At 67.5% G+C, this 20,095-nt stretch carries 17 protein-coding genes; 9 read left to right on the top strand and 8 right to left on the bottom strand.

Annotation, left to right across the window (positions count from 1 at the left end):
* Positions 1 to 5 precede the first annotated feature (5 nt).
* The 4 genes from IB258_RS01900 to IB258_RS01885 all read right to left on the bottom strand — a co-directional run bounded on the left by IB258_RS01900 (position 6) and on the right by IB258_RS01885 (position 4,233).
* A complete protein-coding gene (locus IB258_RS01900) occupies positions 6 to 986 on the bottom strand; it encodes a Bug family tripartite tricarboxylate transporter substrate binding protein (protein ID WP_370539800.1) in 981 nt (326 codons plus the stop codon).
* A gap of 33 nt (positions 987 to 1,019) precedes the next feature.
* A complete protein-coding gene (locus tag IB258_RS01895) occupies positions 1,020 to 2,006 on the bottom strand; it encodes a tripartite tricarboxylate transporter substrate binding protein (protein WP_054454785.1) in 987 nt (328 codons plus the stop codon).
* Between the two features lie 2 nt (positions 2,007 to 2,008).
* Entirely contained in the window at positions 2,009 to 3,205 is a 1,197-nt protein-coding gene (locus IB258_RS01890) for a CaiB/BaiF CoA-transferase family protein (protein WP_175160637.1), read from the bottom strand.
* Positions 3,206 to 3,294: 89 nt separating this feature from the next.
* A complete protein-coding gene (locus IB258_RS01885; RefSeq protein WP_192352037.1) occupies positions 3,295 to 4,233 on the bottom strand; it encodes a hydroxymethylglutaryl-CoA lyase in 939 nt (312 codons plus the stop codon).
* Positions 4,234 to 4,432: 199 nt separating this feature from the next.
* On the opposite strand from IB258_RS01885, the gene IB258_RS01880 reads away from it, so the two are divergent.
* On the top strand, positions 4,433 to 5,161 hold the full coding sequence (locus IB258_RS01880) for an IclR family transcriptional regulator (protein WP_054454791.1): 729 nt from the start codon (positions 4,433 to 4,435) through the stop codon (positions 5,159 to 5,161).
* An 807-nt stretch (positions 5,162 to 5,968) separates the two neighbouring features.
* Here the strand turns inward: IB258_RS01880 and IB258_RS01875 are convergent.
* Positions 5,969 to 6,679, bottom strand: a complete 711-nt coding sequence (locus IB258_RS01875; RefSeq protein ID WP_054456834.1) for a TetR/AcrR family transcriptional regulator — start codon at positions 6,677 to 6,679, stop codon at positions 5,969 to 5,971.
* 219 nt (positions 6,680 to 6,898) lie between these two features.
* On the opposite strand from IB258_RS01875, the gene IB258_RS01870 reads away from it, so the two are divergent.
* The 6 genes from IB258_RS01870 to IB258_RS01845 all read left to right on the top strand — a co-directional run bounded on the left by IB258_RS01870 (position 6,899) and on the right by IB258_RS01845 (position 13,491).
* Entirely contained in the window at positions 6,899 to 8,158 is a 1,260-nt protein-coding gene (locus IB258_RS01870) for an alpha/beta hydrolase (RefSeq protein WP_192352036.1), read from the top strand.
* 23 nt (positions 8,159 to 8,181) lie between these two features.
* The gene (locus IB258_RS01865) at positions 8,182 to 9,081 is read left to right on the top strand and encodes a VOC family protein (RefSeq protein ID WP_192352035.1); all 900 of its coding nucleotides are present in this window, start codon (positions 8,182 to 8,184) and stop codon (positions 9,079 to 9,081) included.
* Positions 9,082 to 9,105: 24 nt separating this feature from the next.
* Positions 9,106 to 10,794 (top strand): AMP-binding protein, encoded by a 1,689-nt coding sequence (locus IB258_RS01860; protein ID WP_054456831.1) that lies wholly within the window; start codon positions 9,106 to 9,108, stop codon positions 10,792 to 10,794.
* Complete coding sequence (locus tag IB258_RS01855) at positions 10,781 to 11,257, top strand: thioesterase family protein (RefSeq protein ID WP_054456830.1); 477 nt, start codon at positions 10,781 to 10,783, stop codon at positions 11,255 to 11,257. The genes IB258_RS01860 and IB258_RS01855 overlap by 14 nt, the downstream gene beginning before the upstream one ends.
* Positions 11,254 to 12,402 (top strand): FAD-dependent monooxygenase, encoded by a 1,149-nt coding sequence (locus IB258_RS01850; RefSeq protein WP_192352034.1) that lies wholly within the window; start codon positions 11,254 to 11,256, stop codon positions 12,400 to 12,402. The genes IB258_RS01855 and IB258_RS01850 overlap by 4 nt, the downstream gene beginning before the upstream one ends.
* A 114-nt stretch (positions 12,403 to 12,516) precedes the next feature.
* Complete coding sequence (locus IB258_RS01845) at positions 12,517 to 13,491, top strand: tripartite tricarboxylate transporter substrate binding protein (protein ID WP_175160628.1); 975 nt, start codon at positions 12,517 to 12,519, stop codon at positions 13,489 to 13,491.
* A 33-nt stretch (positions 13,492 to 13,524) separates the two neighbouring features.
* Here IB258_RS01845 and IB258_RS01840 read toward each other — a convergent pair whose 3' ends face one another.
* A complete protein-coding gene (locus IB258_RS01840) occupies positions 13,525 to 14,436 on the bottom strand; it encodes a LysR family transcriptional regulator (RefSeq protein WP_054456827.1) in 912 nt (303 codons plus the stop codon).
* Positions 14,437 to 14,554: 118 nt separating this feature from the next.
* Between IB258_RS01840 and IB258_RS01835 the strand changes: the two genes are divergently transcribed.
* Complete coding sequence (locus IB258_RS01835; protein WP_192352033.1) at positions 14,555 to 15,976, top strand: M20 family metallopeptidase; 1,422 nt, start codon at positions 14,555 to 14,557, stop codon at positions 15,974 to 15,976.
* A 14-nt stretch (positions 15,977 to 15,990) separates the two neighbouring features.
* Positions 15,991 to 16,971 carry a tripartite tricarboxylate transporter substrate binding protein gene (locus IB258_RS01830; RefSeq protein WP_119451129.1) on the top strand — a complete coding sequence of 327 codons (981 nt, stop codon included), beginning with the start codon at positions 15,991 to 15,993 and terminating at the stop codon, positions 16,969 to 16,971.
* A gap of 23 nt (positions 16,972 to 16,994) precedes the next feature.
* On the opposite strand, the gene IB258_RS01825 is transcribed toward IB258_RS01830, so the two are convergent.
* Positions 16,995 to 17,549: a lipid-binding SYLF domain-containing protein gene (locus IB258_RS01825; RefSeq protein WP_225588717.1), complete on the bottom strand. Its 555-nt coding sequence runs from the start codon at positions 17,547 to 17,549 to the stop codon at positions 16,995 to 16,997.
* A 152-nt stretch (positions 17,550 to 17,701) separates the two neighbouring features.
* Positions 17,702 to 20,095 carry a catalase gene (locus IB258_RS01820; RefSeq protein ID WP_192352032.1) on the bottom strand — a complete coding sequence of 798 codons (2,394 nt, stop codon included), beginning with the start codon at positions 20,093 to 20,095 and terminating at the stop codon, positions 17,702 to 17,704.

Here is a 20,095-nt window from a genome sequence, read left to right as displayed (position 1 = left end):
CAGGGTCAGTCCGGGAGTATTCCCGCCGCCTTGATGACCTGCGCCCATTTGCGCTGCTCAGCCCGCTGGAAGTCCGCCAGTTCGCCCGGCGTGCCGCCTGCCGGAATCGCGCCCAGTTCAGCCAGGCGCTGCTTCACCGCCGCGTCGCCCAGGGCCTGGTTGATGGCCAGGGACAACTTTTGCTGCACCGCCTGCGGCGTGCCTGCCGGCGCATACATCGCAAACCAGGACGAGGCTTCGAAATCCGGCGCGCCCAAGGCCTCGGCCATGGTTGGCACTTCTGGATAGTCCGGCAGCCGCTGCGCTGTCGTGACAGCCAGCATGCGCAGTTTGCCGGCCTTCACGAAAGGCGTGCTGGTCAGCAGTGTATCGAACATGACCTGGACCTGACCCGCCACCAGATCGGTCACTGCCGGGCTTGAGCCCTTGTAGGGAATGTGGGTCATGGAGGTGCCGGTCTTGTACTTGAAATACTCCGGCACCAGATGGGAAGAGCCGCCATTCCCCGCCGAGCCGTAGTTCACGCGATCTGGGTGGGCTTTCAGGTAGTCCACGAGCTCGCCCACGGTCTGCGCCGGCATCTGTTGCGGGTTGATAACGACTGCGATGGGCACCGTAAGGACCAGCGCCAGGGGCGTGAAGTCCTTGTTCGCATCGTAGGGAATGCCGGGATAGAGCCCCGGATTGATCGCCATGGTGCCGATGCTGGCCATCATCAGCGTGTATCCGTCCGGCTTGCTGCGGGCGACGTCGCCTGCGCCGATGAAGCCATGCGCGCCGGCCTTGTTCTCGATGACGAAAGGCGTGCCCAAGCGGTCGGAGAGCGCCTTGCCGACCACGCGCGCGGCGATATCGGTCGGACCGCCTGCGGGAAACGGTACGACCAGACGGATGGAACGTTCGGGCCATTGCGACCCGCTACTGCCCAGCGCGGGCTGTGCCACGACAGCGCAGGCAAGCGCGGCAATTCCTAAAAGATGCTTCACGGATTTGTCTCCTGGTATGGTCTGCGGCGCGCGTCAGGCGGCGGTCTGGATGCCGGCTTCGCGTATCAGGCGCGCCCACTTCTTCTGTTCTTCCTGGATGTAGCGCTGCGCGGCCTCCGGAGATCCGCCCATGGCCGTACTGCCCTCAGCGGTGAACATGGCAACTGTGGCCGGATCCGCCAGCACCTTCTCCACTACCGCATTGACGGCCCGGACCACCTCGGGCGGGGTGCCGGCCGGCGCGACCAGCGCCTTCCAGTCCAGCGCCTCGAAGCCCTCGTAGCCGGACTCGGCCACGGTGGGCACATCGGGCAGGATCTCCAGCCGCGCGCGCGAGCTGACGGCCAACGGCCGCAGCACCTTGCCCTTGAGCATTTCCTGCGCGGCCTGCGGCGTGGCGAACATGTAGTCGGTATTGCCGCCCAACAAGTCGTTGAGCGCAGGCGCCGCGCCGCGATAAGGCACGTTAAGCACTTGGAACTTGCCCTGATAGGCGAGCAGTTCGCCCGCCAGATGGCCCACCGTGCCGGAACCCGCCAGCGCCTGCTTGATGGCGCCAGGCTCGGCCCGCGCGTCCTTGATCAAGTCGGCCAAGGTTTGCCAACGTGCGTTGGCCTTGACCACCAGCACGACCGGCAGCGATGCGATCAGGGAGACCGCCGCGAAGTCCTTTTCCGCGTCGAAGGGAATCTGCGGCATCAGGGCGGGATTGATGGCCAGGTTGGCGGTCTGGCCCAGGCCCAGCATGTAGCCGTCCGGCTTGGCCTTGGCGACGAAATCCATGCCGATGTTGCCGCCCGCCCCGGGACGGTTCTCCACCACCACCGACCAGCCGGCCAGCGCAGTGACCTTGGCCGCGATGGCGCGCGCCACTGAATCCGTGCCGCCGCCCGGCGTATAGGGAACGATAAGGCGCACAGGCCGCCCGTTCGGATAGGCGGCTGCGGTCTGGGCGCGCAGCGGCAAGGCCGCAGCGCACATCGCCGCGCCCAGGAAAGCGCGGCGGGATAGCGTGATCATGGTTAGTCTCCTTGTGTGATTTGCCTTGCTTTCAAGGCTGCGATTTCGTCGTCGCGATAGCCGACGCCGCGCAGCAGGGCGTCGGTGTGTTCGCCCACCGCAGGCGGCTGCAGGCGTATTCCGGGCTGGGCGCCGCCCAGCGTGAAAGGCGCGAGCGGCGCCAGGGACTCGCGCCCGTCCTCCAGGGTGATGGGCGCGAGGCCGCCGGTAGCCGCCAGATGCGGATCGTCGAACAGTTGCTCAGGCCGCGTGATCGGCGCGAAGGGCAACCCTTCATGCTCGAACACCGCCGCCAACTCGGCCGCGCTGCGGTCCGCCAAGTGCGAGCGCAGCTGCGGCATCAGCCAGTCGCGCGCCTGCACGCGGTCGTTGTTGCTGGCCAGGCGCGGATCGGCCAGCAGCTCGGCCAAGCCGAAGGCGCGACAGAAGGTGCCCCATTGCTTGTCGCTGACCACGGCCAGGAAGATCTGTTCGCCGCCCTTGACGGTGAACACGTCATAGATGGCCCAGGCCGAGATGCGGCCGGGCATGGGCGCGGCAGCGCGTCCGGTGACGGCGTACTGCATCATGTGCTGCCCCACCAGGAAGACGTTGTTCTCGAACAGCGAGGCCTGCACTTCCGTGCCCTCTCCCGTCTGCTCGCGCTGCGCCAGGGCCGCCATGGCGCCGATGGCGCCGAACATGCCGCCCATGATGTCGTTGACGCTGGCGCCCGCACGCAGCGGATCGCCGGGACGCCCCGTCATATAGGCCAGACCGCCCATCATCTGCACGACTTCATCCAGCGCCGTCCGGTGTTCGTAGGGTCCGGGCAGGAAGCCCTTGTGGCTCACGTAGATCAGGCGGGGATTGCGTTGCTTGAGCGTGGCGTAGTCCAGGCCCAGCTTCTGCATGACGCCGGCCTTGAAGTTCTCGCTCACGATGTCGGCGGAATCAATCAGGCGCAACGCGGCCTCTATGCCCTCGGGCTGCTTCAGGTCCAGGGCGATGCTCTTCTTGTTGCGGTTGAACATGGGGAAGAAGCCCGCGCCCGACCCGAGCAGGCGGCGCGTGTTGTCGCCGCCTATCGGCTCAACCTTGATGACTTCGGCGCCAAGGTCCGCCAGCAGCATGCCGCAGGTCGGGCCCATCACCATGTGAGTGAATTCGACGACGCGGATGTTTTCGTACGGAAGGCGCGGATGGGCGTGGCTGGACATGGGTGTGGATCTTCTGCAAGTAAGGGCCATTACGGCAAAGGCCGGCCTGGCCGCGTGTATCTAGGTCGTAGGCCTGCGGGAATGGCCGATCAGGCCCGCTGGACGAATCCCTTGGGCAAGCCGGCGTCGGGGGTCATGCCATACAACGGCTCGCCGGGCAGGCCGGCCGCCAGCGGCGCGCGTGCGGCAAGGATTCCATCCAGGTCGATGCCGGTGCGCACGCCCATGGCCTCGAACATGAAGACCAGGTCTTCGGTGACGACGTTGCCGGACGCGCCCGGCGCATAGGGGCATCCGCCCAGGCCGCCCAGCGAACTGTCGAAGGTGCGCACGCCTTCCTCCCAGGCAGCCAGGCAGTTGGCCAGGCCCAGGCCACGCGTGTTGTGCATGTGGGCGGCGCCCGCCTTCTCGCCGATTTCCGCGCGCAGACGGTGGAACAGCCGCCGCACTTGCGCGGGATTGGCATAGCCGACGGTGTCCGACAGCCCCGATTCGTCGGCGCCCGCAGCCACGCATAGCGCCGCCAGGCGGATGACCTCGTCTTCGGGCACCACGCCCTGCAAGGTGCAGCCGAAGGCCGTTGAAATGCCGGCCTCCAGCTTCACCGCGGGAGCCAGCTCGTCGCGCAGCCGCGCGATCGCCCGGACCTCCTCCACCATTTCCTCGGGCGTCTTGCGCACATTGGCCAGCGAATGCTCGCGGCTGGCGGAGACCGGCATCGTCAGCTTGTGGACGCCGGCCCGCAGCGCCGCCTCGGCGCCGCGCAGGTTGGGCACCAGCGCCATGACGGTAAGCGCCGGATGGCGCGCCGCATGCCGCACCACCTCGGCAGCATCAGCCATCTGCGGCAGCAGGCGCGCCGGCACGAAGGAAGCCACTTCGATTTCGCGCACGCCAGCCGCGACCAGCGCGTCGATCCAGCGCAGCTTGTCGGCGGTGGGCATGGTCGCCTTGACGGACTGCAAGCCATCGCGCGGGCCAACCTCGCTGATCAGGACGTCGGGTTTGCGGTCGTTGGGCTGGGCCATGTTTGAAATCTCCAATAATTCTATCTAATAGAACGCTGTTTCTTTAGATAGAATTATTGAATTCACCGACCGTAGCTGTCAAGCGCCGGGGCGTACAGGAAAACCACGAGCGGGGCATTAGGCAGCGCCTACAATGCCGTCATTCGTTCTAAAGGATGGAATATGGTCCCGCCCCGGAATCAACCCCACGGAGCCGCGCATGCCGCGTAAAGCCGCCACGGAATCACTGGCCGATACCGATGCCGCCCAAGGCGGCGTGGCTGCGGTAGACCGCGCGCTCAGCCTGATGTCGGTTTATGCGCCGGGGGACAAGGCCCTGTCGCTGGGCGAACTGGCCGAGCGCACGCGCCTGTACAAGAGCACGGTCCTGCGGCTGTTGGCGTCGCTGGAACATGCCGGGTGGATCCAACGCCTGGACGACGGCCGTTATGCCTTGGGCGGGGAGATCGCGCGCCTGCACGGCATCTACGCCTCTTCGTTTTCGCTGGAACACGTAGTCCTGCCCGTGCTGCGCGACCTGGTCGCGGCGACAGGCGAAAGCGCGGCCTACCACGTGCGCCAGGGCGACGCGCGCCTGTGTCTGTACCGCGTGGATTCACCGCACCCGGTGCGCGACCACATCCGCGCAGGCGATCTGCTGCCGCTGGATCGCGGCAGTGGCGGACGCGTATTGACGGCCTATGACCCGGTGCTGGGCCACGCGCCGGGGCCTGAGCAGGAGCTGTACGCCCGCATCCGCACCGACGGCTATTTCGCCGCCATCGGTGACCGCCTGGCGGAAGTGGCGGGCATATCCGCGCCCGTCTTTCTGCTCGATGGCGAGATCGCCGCGGCGGTGACGCTGACCGCGCCCGTCCACCGTTATGTCGCCGCCCATCTGGCGTCGGTACAGGAGGCGGCGCGACGTCTGACGGGGAAAGTCGGTTAGCAGACCCGGGCACGGCGGGCATTGCTGCAGCCAGGCGGTACAAGAGAACCCATGCTTGCGTACGACGGGCAAGGCCGAAGCGGATAAACAATGCACTTCCGCCACCGCTGGAGTCCCCCGAGACTGGGTCCTTGAGTCGCCGGCGCCCGGACTGCGGGATTCCGATGCTCGCCCCGATGGGGCTGCGCTTCGGATCCCTCCGCCCGGACACCGGCTCACGGCATCTGCCCATGAACGGGACCCAAAGCCAGTGCATCAGGCGACTGCCAGCCGAGGACCCCGGAGCCATCCGAAGCGCAGCCCCACCGGGGCGAGCATCGGAATGGCGCAGGGCAGGCTCGGCGGCTAAAGAACTCCGGCATCCGCAAGCTCGAAGCCCTAGCGTTTCAGTTTTGTGAGACAGGGTTCTTGAGTCGCCGGCGCCCAGACTGCGGGATTCCGATGCTCGCCCCGGTGGGGCTGCGCTTCGGATCCCTCCGTCCGGCCACCGGCTCACGGCATCTGCCCATGAACGGGATCCAAAGCCAATGCATCAGGCGACTGCCAGCCGAGGACCCCGGAGCCATCCGAAGCGCAGCCCCACCGGGGCGAGCATCGGAATGGCGCAGGGCAGCCTCGGCGGCTAAAGAACTCCGGCATCCGCAAGCTCGAAGCCCTAGCGCTTCAGTTTTGTAAGACAGGGTTCTTGAGTCGCCGGCGCCCAGACTGCGGGATTCCGATGCTCGCCCCGGTGGGGCTGCGCTTCGGATCCCTCCGTCCGGCCACCGGCTCACGGTATCTGCCCATGAACGACCAGCGCATTGGAAATCAGGGCTGCTGCCCGCCAGGCAGCACCAGCTTTTCCAGGTAGTCCAGGTCCTCGCGCACCAGCCGCAAGGACTCGCTCACGTCCGGCGACCTGGGGCGCCGCGACGCGTCGCGCAGCAATGATTGCACCGCCATATCGGCCATGATGGCCGCGACTTCGGCGCGGCTCAGCCGGCCATCCGGCTTGTACCACCACGCAGACCAGTTGCACATGCCGATGAGACTGAAGGCGGCGACGTGCGGATCGACCATGCGGAACTGGCCGTCGCGGATGCCGTTTTCGATGACGCGGCTGAAGTTCTCCAGCACGTTGCGGCGCGACGCCTGCACGGCGGCGCGCTGCTTGGGCGTCATGTCGGCCTCGGTACGGTCGGCCACGCGGAATTCCGCAGTGCGCGACAGGATCAGGTCGGCATGCCGCGTGACCAGCGCGCGCAGCGCCTCGACCGGATCCAGGTCCTCGCGGGTGGCGGTCTCGCCGGCCATTTTCTTGGCCGCGCTCAGCACGTCCTCGGTCAGCGAACGCAGGATCTCGTCCTTGCTCTTGAAGTAGTAGTAGACGGCGGTGCGGCTCAGTCCCAGGGATTCGGCAATGTCCTGGATGCTGGTGCCGCCGCTGCCGCGCTTGATGAATAGCGTCGCCGCGGCGTCGAGTATGGCGGTGCGCAGCGCTTCGCCCTTCAGCGCTCCCTTGGTGCTTGCGTCGTTCACGTTGCGATGTTCCTCGAATGGACCGTCCGGGACGGCCCCGTCCCGAAATTATGGCATGCGCGTTTACGTCTCCAAGCCGCGCCGGCCGGCGTTTTCCCGTGAGTGAGTCCCCAATTTTTGACGCCACTGTCAGTTTTTTAAATTTAATTGACACTAAAGTCAAATATTCGTCTAATACGTCAAACCGAGGTCCCAGGACCATCGCCACAGGAGACGAATGTGACTACCGCCGCCCCCTCCAGCCAGATCACCGCAGGCTTTCTCAACACCGATTGGAATCCGCGCGACCTGCCCGCCGGCGCCTCGACCCGCAACGTCGTGCTGCGCACCGCCGACGGCGCCGCCACTTCCGGATCGCTGTACCAGCCGGCCGGCCCCCGTCCCGACACCGTGGTCTGCGTGATGCATCCACGCGAGTTCATGGCCTGCCACTACCTGATCCCCGACATCGTCGGCGCCGGTCTTGCGGCGTGGTCGCAAGGGGCGCGCTCGGTCGGCAACGATCTCAGGCTGGAACACGAACAGGCGCTGCAGGACGTGGCCGCCGGCCTGCGCTTCCTGCGCGAACAGGGCTTCAAGAAAATCGTGCTGCTGGGCAATTCCGGCGGCGCCGGCCTGTACGCGTTCTATGCGCAGCAGGCCGGCCTGCCCGCTGGCGAGCGCGTCGCCCGCACCCCGGGCGGCAAGTCCAGCGGGCTGGATGAACTGGACATGCCCGAAGTACACGGCCTGGTGCTGGTGGGCCCGCACCCGGGCCAGGGCTCGCTGCTGCTGAACTGCATCGATCCGTCCGTCGCCGACGAGAACGACGCGCTGTCGGTAACGCCGGACCTGGATCCGCTGGCGCCCGAGAACGGTTATCGGCCCAAGGGCCAGGCGCGCTATGCGCCGGAGTTCGTCGCCCGCTACCGCCAGGCGCAGCGCGACCGCGTGGCGCGCCTGGACGCGCAGGCGCGGCAGATGATCGCCGACCGCCTCGCGGCCCGCGCCGACGTCAAGAGCGGCGCCGACGCCTCGGCCGAACGCCGGCGCCAGGCCGCGCACACGCCGGTGCTGGTGGTCTGGCGCACCGACGCCGACCTGCGTTGCCTGGACCTCAGCCTGGATCCTTCGGACCGCCACCCGGGCTCGCTCTGGGGCAAGGATCCGTACGCGTCGAACTACGGCGCCGTCGGCTTCGCCCGCTTCTGCACGCCCGAGAGCTGGCTGTCGACCTGGTCCGGCCTGTCTTCCAACGCCAGCATGGCGCGCACCGCCGGCGGCATCAGTCAGCCCACCCTGATCGTCGAATACACCGGCGACCAGGCCTGTTTCCCTTCCGACGTGCGCGCCATCCACGACGCCATCCCCGCGCCGGACAAGACCCACCTGCGCATCCGCGGCGACCATCACGGCCGCGCGCTGGTTGAAGGCGAAGAACCCGGGCGCTACGCGGCCGGCCGCGAACTGGCCGCCTGGCTGCGCCTACGTTTCCTGTAATCCGAATGCCGACGGAGCAAGTCATGACTGCAACTCCCAAGACCCCCGCCCCCCTGCGCCTGCACGGCGTGGACCACACGGCGCGGCCCACCTGGCGCCTGCGCGAAACCGTCGCCTTCTATCGCGACATCCTCGGCCTGCCGCTGGTGCATGTGATCTCGGCGCGCGGCTGGGGTCCCGCCACGCACCCGGACTTCCTGCATTTCTTCTTCGACAGCGGCCAGGGCAGCACCATCGCCTTCTTCTACTACCTGGGTTCCGACGAACCCGAGGCGCTGCGCGGACGCAGCCGCATGCGGCCGCTGCCGGAAGACCACGTGTTCGACGCCACGCATACCGCCTGGCTGGTGGAAAGCGAGGACGAGCTCAAGGCCTGGAAGCAGAAGTTGCAGGATGCCGGGCTGGAAGTCTCGGTCGAAACCCGCCATGAAGTGATCGAATCCATCTACGTACGCGATCCGAACGGCTATTTCATCGAATTCACGCGCAAGCTGCGGCCGCTGGGCGAAGTCGACTCGATCGACGCCGCCCTGACGCTGCAGGCGGCCATGCAGGCCGAAGCCGATGCGGAATCAACCGGCGGGCGCATCCAGCACATCGACGACGTCTGGGCGCGCAAGGCGGCGCTGCTGGAAGACCGGCTGGAGCTGGCGGATGGCCGCGTCGAACCGTCCGTGCGGATCTTCGTGCCGCGCGTCGAAGAGTTTTCATCCCTGGTCGAGGACGCCTCGGGTCGCGAAAACTGCACCGTGGTGCCGGGCGAGCATTTCGACTGCATCGTCTCCGACGGCCCGGTGGAATTCCAGCGCAAGGCCCTGGGACTCAAGCCCGCCGTCTGGTATGGCTTGTTCACCGGCGGCGTCAGCGGCACGATCGACGTACTGGACCGGGACCGCGTGCGGATCTCGGCCGCGCGGCACTGAGACACGGGCCTGGAGGAGACCATCATGCGAGATATACGCCACCCCATAGAGGGCGTGATCTACCACCACCCCGAGCGGGCGCGCCAGTACTTCGCCAGCGGCGCCTGGGAACCTTCGACCGTCGGCGCGGCGCTGCACGCCACCGCCCAGCGCTGCCCCGAGCGCACCGCGCTGATCATCGACGAAGGCAGCCTGAGCTTTCGCGAGCTGGACGAACAGACCGACCGGCTGGCCGCCGCGCTGCTGAAGCTGGGCCTCGCGCCCGCGGACCGCGCCATCTTCCAGATGGGCACCACGCTGGAAACGGCGCTGGCCCTGCTTGCCTGCTACAAGGCGGGGATCGTCCCCGTCTGTTCCCTGCCGCAGCACCGCGAACTGGAGATCGGCCAGTTGTCGCGCCAGACCCGCGCCCGCGGCTATTTCGTGCAGGCCGACTTCGGCAAGTTCGATCTGCCCGCCTTCGCCGCCGGCATGCTGGCCGCCAGCGACACGCTGGAGCACCTGGTCGTGGCGCGCGGCGACTCGCCGCATGGCGTGTCCCTGCACGCGCTGCTGGATGCGATGCCGCTGGCCGAGGCCCGCCTCATCCTCGCCGAGCAAGGCCCCGGCTGCGAAGACGTGCTGAGCTTCCAGCTGTCGGGCGGCACGACCGGCATGCCCAAGATCATCCCGCGCTTCCATGCCGAGTACCTGGGCCATTCACTGGCCTGCGCCCGGCGCTACAAGATGCAGGACGACGACCGCATCATCTGGGCCCTGCCCTTGCTGCACAACGCGGCCCAGGTCTATGTGCTGATTCCCGTCATCGCCATGGGCGTTTCCGCGGTGCTGATGCCGCGGGTCGACGTGCCACGCATGCTGGAACTGATCGAGCGCCACCGCGTCACCCGCGCCATGTCCATCGGGCCGATAGCGCCGCAGATCATGGCCTTCGCCGACCTGGCGAACTACGACCTGTCGTCCCTGCGCCTGTTCATCACCATGAGCGCCGCGGACCGGCTTGAAGCGCACCTGAACGTGCCCTGCTCCAACCTGTTCGGCATCACGGAAGGATTGCTGCTGGGCTCGCCCGCCGACGCGTCCGAGTACGAACGGCACCATACGCAAGGCCGCTCGGGCTGTCCCGAGGACGACATCCGCCTGCTCGCGCCCGGCACCGAGGAACCAGTGGCCGAAGGCCAGATGGGCGAACTCTGCTTCCGCGGCCCCGCCACGCTGCCCGGGTTCTTCGACGCTCCCGCGGCCAACGCCTCCGCGTACACCTCGGACGGCTATTACCGCACCGGAGACATGATGACGGCGCGCGTGGTCGATGGTGCAACCTGCTACGCCTTCGAAGGCCGCCTGCGCGACAACATCAACCGCGGCGGCGAGAAGATCGGCTGCGAGGAAGTCGAGGCGCTGGTGGGCGCGCATCCGGCCATTTCCGAAGCGCGCCTGGTGGCCATGCCCGACCCCTTCTATGGCGAAAAAGGCTGCATCTTCATCATCGTCCGGCCCGGCCACACGGCGCCCGGCCTGACGGAGCTGGCGGACTTCCTCACCGGCCAGGGGCTCGCCAAATACAAGTGTCCGGAACGCATCGAGCAGATCGAAGCCTTCCCCGTCACCAAGGTCGGCAAGCTCGACAAGGCGGCCCTGCGCCATAGCGTCGCGGAAATGCTCAACCAGGAAGCCGCCAAGGCCCGGGAGAACGGCAATGACCAGCACTGAATACGTCCTGAGCGAAACGCCTTTCATCGTGCGCCGCCGCGTCAAATGGGGCGACTGCGATCCCGCGGGCGTGGTCTACACCGTCACGTTCGGCGAATACGTGCTGTCGGCCGCCGAACTGTTCTACGGCCACCTGTTCAATGGCACGCCGCAGCGCATCAAGGATGAGCACGGCTTCGGCACGCCGACGCGCGCGCTGTCGTTCGACTTCCAGGCCTCGCTGTGGCCGGACGAGGAATTCGACATGTGCGTCAGGGTCGAGGAAATCCGCACCCGCACCTACACCCTGCACGTCGCCGGCAGCGTGCGGGGCCAGCCCGCGTTCGACGCCAGGCTGACCCCGATCTGCGTGGCGCGCGGCGAACGGCGCGCCATCGAAGTACCCGCCGCGCTGCGCGGCGCGCTGCAGTCATATCGGCAAGCCTGCGCGCAGGCCGAAGCAAACAGGAGTGAAGCCAAATGAAGATCGCTGTCATCGGAGCGGGCCCCGCCGGCCTGTACTTTTCGCTGCTTGCCAAGAAGCATGCGCCGCAGCATGAAATCACCGTTTACGAACGGAACCCGCGCGGCGCCACCTACGGCTGGGGCGTGGTGTTCTCGGACATCGGCCTGGCCTTCCTGCGCGAAGCCGACCCCGAATTCTTCAAGGCCTTCGTCGCGCACCACGAACGCTGCGACTACATGGAGATCATCCACCAAGGCGCCCGCGTCCAGGTCCAGGGCAACCATTTCTCGCGCACGGCCCGCATCGACATGCTGGAAGTCCTGGAAAAAGCCTGCCTGGAGGCCGGCGTCCAGATCCTGCACGAACAGCAGATCGACGACGTGGAGCGGCTGGCCGCGGAAGTGGACATGGTCGTGGCCGCGGACGGCAGCAACAGCGCCGTGCGCAAGCAGTACGCCGAACACTTCCGGCCCAGCTTCGAACGCCGCCGCAACAAGTTCGCCTGGTACGGCACACGCCAGCGCTTTCATCCGGTATCGCTGATCTTCCGCGAAACGGACCACGGTATCTTCATCGCGCACAGCTACCAGTACAGCAAGGACCTCAGCACCTTCCTGGTGGAAGTGGACCCGGGCACCTGGCAGCGCGCCGGCCTGGACACGGCCAGCGAGGACGCAAGCCGCCAATATTGCGCCGAGGTGTTCCGCGCCGACCTGGGCGCCAACGAACTGCTGGGCAACCGTTCCCTCTGGTTCGAGGCCAACATCGTGCGCAACGAACGCTGGTCGCATCGCAACATCGTCCTGCTGGGCGATGCGCTGCGCACCGTGCATTTCTCGCTCGGCTCCGGCACCCGCATGGCGATGCAGGATGCGATCGCGCTGCACCATGGGCTCACGCAACATCCCGACGACACGCAGGCCGCGTTCGCGCACTTCGAGGCGCAGCGCCGTCCGGCATCGGCCAACTTCCAGACCGCCGCCGCGCGCAGCCTGGACTGGTACGAGAACGTGGCCGACAAGATGCACCTGGACCCCGTGTCCTTCGCCTACGACTACATGCGCCGCACGGGCCAGGTCAGCCACGACGACCTGCGCCAGCGCGACCCCGGCTTCGCCGCCGCCTACGAGGCGCTGCACCCGGAGGCGGCAGCGGTGTCCTGAGCCACGCACCCTTTTGCTGTAAGTACCCGGCCGCGGCGCATCCGCGCATGCGGCCCCGACGATAAGCGGCGCGGGGAAGCGCCGCAAAAACCATCCATGGAAAGTGGAGGAGACATGAAAAATACTCTCTGGTGCATGGCGCTGACCGGCGCCCTGGCCTGCGCCTCGGCACAGGCCCAATCCGACAAGTACCCCGAACGGCCGGTGCGCATCGTGCTGCCGTATTCGGTGGGCAGCGGCCCCGACGCCGTCGCCCGCATGCTGGGCGAACAGCTCACGGCGGCCTGGAAGCAGCCGCTTATCGTGGAGAACAAGCCCGGCGCCAACGGCTGGCTGGCGATCGGCGAGGTCAAGCGCGCCACGCCCGACGGCTACTCGCTGGCCGTGGTGGACAACACCCACATGACGCTGCAGCCGCAGCTCTACCGCAATCTGCCCTTCGATCCGGTCAAGGATTTCGTCCCTGTGGCGCCGATCTACACCACGCATTTCTTCATGGTGGTGTCGGCCTCGTCCCCCTGGAACAACGTCACCGACCTGATCGCCGCAGCCAAGGCCCAGCCCGGCAAGCTGACCTACGGCACCTGGGGCATGGGCAGCGTGGCGCATGTGGGCACCTCCATGTTCCAGACCGCCACGCAGACCAGCATGACGCACGTGCCTTTCAAGGACCTGGCCCAGCTCTACACGGCGGTGGCCAATGGCGAGGTCGACTGGGCTTTCGGCACGGCCGCCACCGTGCAGAACCTGTACCAGGCCAAGCGGGTCAAGCTGCTGGCGCTGGCGGCGCCGTCCCGCCTCGGTTCCTACGCCGACGTGCCCACGGTCAGCGAGGCCGGCGGCCCCAAGGACTTCGAGTTGAAGACCTGGGTCGCGGCCTTCGCGCCCAAAGGCACGCCGGATGCCGTGGTCAAGCGCATCAACGCCGCCATTGCCCAGGCCGTGGTCACGCCCGCGGTGCGCAAGCGCTTCGAGACCTATGGCTTCGACGCCTGGCCGCAGGATGCCGCCGTGCTGGCCCAGGCCCGCGACGCGGATTCGGCGCGCTTCGCGGCCGTGGTCAAAGAGGCCAATATCTCGCTGGACTGAAGCGCAGTCCCGGGGCCGCCCGCGGCGGCCCCGCTACCCTTCCGGCGCCTTGGGCGTGGCCGTCAGCCGCTGCGCCATGAACTCCAGGAACTCGCGCGCCAGCGCCGGCAAGGTCCGGCCCTGCAAGGTCAGGACCTGGATGCTCCGCTGCCGCATTTCGGGATTGCTGAACGGCACCGCGACCAGGCCTTCGCCGTCGCGCTGTCCGAGCACCGTCAGGTAGCCCGACAGCGCCACGATGTCGCTGCCCGGCAGCATGGGCAGGAAGGCCGCGGAATGATTGGACACGTAGGCCGGCTCGATGTGCAGCCCGGCGTTGGCGCAGGCCGCGTCAAACAGCTGCCGCACCGTAGTGCCATGGTCGCCCAGCGACAGCGGCACCTTGGTCAGGTCGCGCACGCCAAGGCTGCGGCGGCTGGCCAGCGGATGGTTGCGGCACATGACCGCATAGACCGGCGCGCGCACCAGCAGTTCGGTCTTGAGCCGGTCGTCCTGCGCGGTGGTGTAGCGCAGCGCCAGCTGCGACAGGCCCTCCAGGATCTGGCGGCTGACCTCCTCGGGGCGCTCCACGTGCAAATGGAAACGGGCCTCGGGCCTGACCCGCTTGAACTCGGCCATGCACATGGGCAGGAAGCGGTGGGCGAAACCCTCGGTGCAGGCCAGGCGTATGGTCACGTCGCCCAGGTGGCCGCGCTGCCGGATCTCGGTGGTGACGCGCTCGGCTTCCAGGGCGGCGGCATTGGCGTAGGCCGCCAATTGGCGGCCGGCTTCGCTCAGTTCCATGCCGCGCGCCTGCCGCTCGAACAGCGCGATACCCAGCCCGTCCTCCAGCTTGGCGATCTGCCGGCTGACGGCAGAAGCCGCCACGTGCTGTGCCGCCGCGGCGCCCGCGATGGAACCGCAGCGCGCGACCTCCAGGAAATACCTCAAGCCCAGCGAAATCATGGCGGCCCCTCTTATCCATGCCTTTATGGCAATGAAAGAATGCTAATTATCTAATTGTGGCATGTAGTGAAGCGTAATAACTTTGTGCCTCCCTCTGCATCCCATCCCAGGCACCGAAGTGACACGCGAACAAGCCCTGCTCCAAGCCGTTCAAGCCTACGACAACGGCGACCTGCATGCCGCGCTGGCCCGCCGCGTCGCCTACGCGACGGAAAGCGAAGTGCCCGACCAGGCGCCGGCCCAGCATGCCTACCTGAACGAAGAACTGGTTCCGCTGCTCCAGCAACTGGGCTTCGCCTGTGAGGTGCACCCCAACCCCTCGGGCGCCGACCTGCCCATCCTGGTGGCGCGCCGCATCGAGCAGGCCGGTCTGCCCACGGTGCTGATGTACGGCCACGGCGACGTGGTGCGCGGCAACGCCGCCAAGTGGGAAGCCGGCCGCGATCCCTGGCGCCTGCAGGTCGAAGGCGACCGCTGGTACGGACGCGGCACCGCCGACAACAAGGGCCAGCACAGCATCAATCTGGAAGCCTTGCGCCAGGTCATCGCCGCGCGCGGCGGCAGGCTCGGTTTCAACACGACCTGGCTGATCGAGACCGGCGAAGAAGCGGGCTCCCCCGGACTGGCCGCCTTCTGCGAGGCACAGCGCGAGGCGCTGGCGGCGGATGTCTTCATTGCCAGCGACGGCCCGCGGCTGAGCGCGCAGCGTCCCACCCTGTTCATGGGCTCGCGCGGCGCGGTGAACTTCGAACTGAAACTGCGCGCGCGCGAACGCGGCTACCACTCGGGCAACTGGGGCGGCCTGCTGGCCAACCCCGCCATCGTGCTGGCGCACGCCATCGCCACGCTGGTCGATGCGCGCGGCCGAATCACGGTGCCCGGCCTGCGCCCGCCCCCCATCCCGGAGGCGGTGGCCGGGGCGCTGGCCGACCTGGAAGTCGGCGGCGGCGAGGACGACCCCGACATCAACGCGTGGTGGGGTGAACCCGGGCTGAGCGCGCCCGAAAAAGTGTTCGGCTGGAACAGCCTGGACGTCCTGACCTTTGGCGCCGGCGATCCGGCCAAGCCGGTCAACGCCATACCGCCCGAGGCCGTGGCCTGGTGCCAGCTGCGTTTCGTGGTCGGCACGGACTGGCGCGCGCTGGAAACGCACGTGCGGGAACACCTGAGCGCGGCGGGCTTCGAGGACGTGCAGGTGCGCATCGGCATGCAGGCCGGCGCCACCCGTCTGTCGCCCGACAATCCCTGGGTGCGCTGGGCCGCGGCCTCGCTGGAACGCAGCACCGGCAAGCGGCCGGCGCTGCTGCCCAACCTGGGCGGCTCGCTGCCCAACGACATCTTCGCCGACCAATTGGGACTGCCCACATTGTGGGTGCCGCATTCCTATCCCGCTTGCGCCCAGCACGCGCCCAACGAACACCTGTTGGGCAGCGTCGCCCGCGAGGGGCTGGCCATCATGGCTGGCCTGTACTGGGACCTGGGCGATCAGGGCAGCGCCCTGCGCCAGGCGGCTGCGCGCCCGTCTTCCAACGCCAACTGACCGGAATCTCCGACATGAACGTCAAACTCCGCGCCGCCCTGGCCGCCGCAAGCCTTGCCGCCGCCGCGCATGCGGGCGGCGTCCAAGCCGCCTATCCAGAACAGGCAATCAAGATCGTCGTACCCTTCACGCCGGGCGGAGCGACCGACGCCGTGGCGCGTCTGCTGGCCAACAAGCTGTCCGGCAAGTTCGGCCAGCCGGTCATCGTGGAGAACCGCCCCGGCGCATCCACCGTGATCGGCGCGGAAGCGGCGGCGCGCGCGCAGCCTGACGGCTACACCCTGATGCTGTCGGGCAGCACCACCTATACCGTGCTGCCGGCGCTCAAGCCCGGGCTGCCCTACGACCCGCAAAAGAGCTATGAACACATCGCCATCGTCGCCATGGCGCCCGTGGTGCTGCTGGCCAAGAACGGCCTTGCGGCCAGCACTGCGCAGGAAGCGGCGGCGCTGGCCCGGCAGCAAAGCGCCAAGGGCGGCCTGATGTACGGCACCTTCGGTCCCGGATCCGCGCCACACCTGGCGGGCGAGATGTACGCCGAGGCCGCGGGCGCCAAGATGTTGCCGGTGCCCTACAAGGGCAGCGCGCAGCTGGTCACGGCCATGATAGGCGGCGAGGTCGACCTGGGCGTGGACACCGTGTCTTCCGCCGCGCCGCAGGTCCGCGCCGGCAAGATCCGCGCGCTGGCCGTGACGGGCGAACGCCGCATGCCGCAACTGCCCGACGTGCCGACCTTCGCGGAAGCCGGCATGGCGGACGTTTCTTTCGTGGGCTGGTACGCGCTGGTGGCGCCGGCGCGCACGCCGGCCCCTGTGGTGGATACCCTGAGCCGCGCCGTGGCGGAAATCATGGAGGATCCGCAGGTCCGCAAATCGGTGGCGGACCTGGCGCTGGATCCGGTCTATCTGCCCGGGCCGGCATTCAAGGCGCAGATCACGAAGGAACTGCACACCTTTTCCGAAGTAGCGGCCCGCGCCGGCATCACGCTGGACTAACCGCGGCAGCTTGACGCCTGGCCTCAGTCCGGTTGGGTGCGGGTGATCTTGGACCCTTCCAGGCCCATGCCCGCCATCAGCCCCTGTCCGCCGAATGGCACGGCATAGACATCCTGGCTCAGGGTGGTGGTGGTAATGCTGGCGGCATAGCTGTCATCCACCACGACCAGGCTGGGGCCGGCGCCAAGCGACCAGCCGTCGCTCTGGTCCAGGTACCGCATCGCCGGCTCGTTCATAAAGAACAGCGCATAGCTGAACTCCTGCGCGCCGGCCTGAAGACCGAACGATACGGCCGATATGTTGTAGTAGGCCTGGACCTTGCCGCGACGGATGAGCGCGCCGTCGCCGGTTTCCGCGCCGACCAGCAGGCCGCCCTTCAGAATGCGGGGAAACACCAGCACGCCCACTGCCTTGTTGCCCAGTACACGCGTCTTGGGTTCCTGCTGGTACAGGCGATCCAGCGCACTCTGCGCTTCACGGCTGAGCTCGGCCGCGGACTCCGCCCTGGCCTGCGGCGCCAGGAAGATACAGGCGACCCACAAAAAAAGGCTGGCCCAAAGCCAGCCGCGGATACTCATAGGCAAAACGGACGCGCGACGCATACAGCCCCCTGATCTCGAAAGGAAAAGGACGGCAAGCGCCCGACGCGCTCGCCCCGACTTGCCGGATCAGTATTGGCAGGCGCCGATGCCTTGTCAAGATACACATGCACCTGGCCGCAGCGGCGACATCAAACCCTGGGCGGCGTGGTCTCCCTTTCCGGATGGCGATGCCGGCCCAGGGCTTCGATGAAGGCGGTCACGCTCTTGGCGGCGGCCGCCGCGTCCATCCTTAGCAGTCCGCCATCCGCCGTATCGGCGGCCAGGCCCGCCGCGGCAAGCAGCTGCACGCCCTCGCCCATGCCCATCAAAGTCTTCCCGTGGCGATAGGCGTCGCGCAGGAACTCGAGCGCGCGTCCGTCCGATTCCAGGCGGGCCACCGCAGCCTCGCCGCCCGCCGCAACCACGCCATCGAACAGCGCCGAAGGATGGTTGTCCAGGGAAGCATCGGCATCCAGCGTGCCGCCCCCGGCGGCCGGGACGGGCCCGATGCGCTGCCCGACGAGCCGCACGATGGCGCCCGCCGCGATCAGCGCCTGGGCTACGGCGGACACGCTCTTGCCATCCGCGCCCTCCGCCACCAGGATTGCGACCTTGCGCGTGGCGATGCCGCCATCCCCAGGGCGCGCAGCCAATGACAATGCCGGCGACACCTCGACTTCCGGCTTGGGCGGACGCTCGATCGCCCGCGGCAAGGGCGCGGGCAAGGCCATGCCCAGCTGGTCGGCCACGCCCTGCGCCAGTTCTTCGGACACGTTGCGCAGCGACGCGACCATGCGCTGGCGCACCGCCGGCACCGTGACCTTGCTTAATTCAAAGGCATAGGCGTCGGCGATGTGGCGTTTTTCCCAGTCTGCCTGACTGTCGTAGAACAGCGTCGCCTGGTTGTAATGCTCGGCGAATTTTTCAGGATGCCCTCGCAGTTCGTCGCCCGTCTCCGGCTCCGGAAACGACACGAAGCCATCCATGCCGGCCTGGAACGGACAGCCGCCGGCAAGCGAGTTGGGCTCGTAGGCCACGCGGCCGCGATGGATGGCCTGGCGATGCATGCCGTCGCGCTGGTTGTTATGCACGGGCGCAAGCGGCGCATTGATCGGGATTTCATGGAAGTTGGGGCCACCCAGCCGCGAAATCTGCGTGTCCACGTAGGAATGGATGCGCCCGGCCAATAGCGGGTCATTGGTGAAGTCCAGGCCCGGCACGATGTGGGCAGCGCAAAAAGCGACCTGCTCGGTCTCGGCGAAGAAGTTGTCGGGATTGCGGTCCAGCACCATCCGCCCCACCGGCACCACGGGCACCAGTTCCTCCGGCACGATCTTGGTGGCGTCCAGCACGTCGAAGCTGAAGCCTTCGGCCTGCTCCTCGGTGAATACCTGCACGCCCAGCTCCCACTGCGGGCCATTGCCGGCGTCGATCGCCTCCCAAAGATCGCGGCGGTGGAAGTCAGGATCCGCGCCGGATACCTTCACGGCTTCATTCCAGACCTGCGAATGCGTGCCAAGTAGCGGATTCCAATGGAATTTCACCAGCCGCGACTCGCCCGCGGCGTTGACGAAGCGGAAGGTGTGCACGCCAAAGCCCTGCATCATCCGGTAGCTGCGCGGGATGGCACGGTCCGACATCAGCCACATCAGCATGTGGGTGGATTCCGGCATCAGCGACACGAAGTCCCAGAAGGTGTCGTGCGCGGACGCGGCCTGGGGCATGCCATGATGCGGCTCGGGCTTGACGGCGTGCACCAGGTCCGGGAACTTCATCGCGTCCTGGATGAAGAAGACCGGCATGTTGTTGCCGACCAGATCCCAGTTGCCCTCGTCGGTATAGAACTTCACGGCGAAACCGCGCACGTCCCGCGCCGTGTCCTTGGAGCCGCGCTCGCCTGCCACCGTCGAAAAACGCACGAACACCGGCGTGCGCTTGCCGGCTTCGGCGAACAAAGAGGCCGCGGTCAGGTCGGTCAGCGGCTTGTAGCATTCGAAGTAGCCGTGAGCCGCCGAACCGCGCGCATGCACGATGCGCTCGGGAATCCGCTCGTGGTCGAAATGCGTGATCTTCTCGCGCAGGATGAAGTCCTTGAGCAGCGCCGGCCCGCGCAAACCCGCCTTCAGCGAGTGCTGGTTGTCGCTGACGCGCACGCCCTGGTTGGTGGTCAGCATCTGTCCGCTTGAATCCGCGCGCACGCGTTCCAGCCGGCCGTCGGCCGCGTTGATGCCGGCCGCGGCCGCGCCCCCGGTCTTGGCCGAGGTCTCGGCTTCGGACAGCGAACTGGCCGTCGCGGAAGGATCCGCTGCCGCGACGTGCGCGCCGGCATAGGGGCACCGCGCCCCTGCTTCACCGTACTCCGCCGCCTTGCCGGCATTGTGGGGAATCGCGGCGGCCGTATCACCCACGGCCGCGGCGCGCTTGAGCGCCGGATGGCTGGGCTTGCCCGCGGGTCCGGACGCGGGGCCGCTGTCCGTATTCAGGTAGGCCGTGTCCACGGCCGCGCCTGCGCCGCCCTTGCCTGCTGCTTTCTTGGCTGGCAT

This window comes from Achromobacter sp. ACM02 (assembly GCF_014851605.1).
GTDB lineage: Bacteria > Pseudomonadota > Gammaproteobacteria > Burkholderiales > Burkholderiaceae_B > Achromobacter > Achromobacter aegrifaciens.
This window is presented reverse-complemented; position numbering and strand designations above follow the sequence as displayed.

Bases quoted from the DNA above. Each gene is read 5' to 3' on its own strand.
- IB258_RS01895 (WP_054454785.1), bottom strand. From the start codon at position 2,006: ATGATCACGCTATCCCGCCGCGCTTTCCTGGGCGCGGCGATGTGCGCT.
- IB258_RS01890 (WP_175160637.1), bottom strand. From the start codon at position 3,205: ATGTCCAGCCACGCCCATCCGCGCCTTCCGTACGAAAACATCCGCGTC.
- IB258_RS01885 (WP_192352037.1), bottom strand. From the start codon at position 4,233: ATGGCCCAGCCCAACGACCGCAAACCCGACGTCCTGATCAGCGAGGTT.
- IB258_RS01880 (WP_054454791.1), top strand. From the start codon at position 4,433: ATGCCGCGTAAAGCCGCCACGGAATCACTGGCCGATACCGATGCCGCC.
- IB258_RS01865 (WP_192352035.1), top strand. From the start codon at position 8,182: ATGACTGCAACTCCCAAGACCCCCGCCCCCCTGCGCCTGCACGGCGTG.
- IB258_RS01860 (WP_054456831.1), top strand. From the start codon at position 9,106: ATGCGAGATATACGCCACCCCATAGAGGGCGTGATCTACCACCACCCC.
- IB258_RS01855 (WP_054456830.1), top strand. From the start codon at position 10,781: ATGACCAGCACTGAATACGTCCTGAGCGAAACGCCTTTCATCGTGCGC.
- IB258_RS01850 (WP_192352034.1), top strand. From the start codon at position 11,254: ATGAAGATCGCTGTCATCGGAGCGGGCCCCGCCGGCCTGTACTTTTCG.
- IB258_RS01845 (WP_175160628.1), top strand. From the start codon at position 12,517: ATGAAAAATACTCTCTGGTGCATGGCGCTGACCGGCGCCCTGGCCTGC.
- IB258_RS01840 (WP_054456827.1), bottom strand. From the start codon at position 14,436: ATGATTTCGCTGGGCTTGAGGTATTTCCTGGAGGTCGCGCGCTGCGGT.
- IB258_RS01830 (WP_119451129.1), top strand. From the start codon at position 15,991: ATGAACGTCAAACTCCGCGCCGCCCTGGCCGCCGCAAGCCTTGCCGCC.
- IB258_RS01825 (WP_225588717.1), bottom strand. From the start codon at position 17,549: ATGAGTATCCGCGGCTGGCTTTGGGCCAGCCTTTTTTTGTGGGTCGCC.
- IB258_RS01820 (WP_192352032.1), bottom strand. From the start codon at position 20,095: ATGCCAGCCAAGAAAGCAGCAGGCAAGGGCGGCGCAGGCGCGGCCGTG.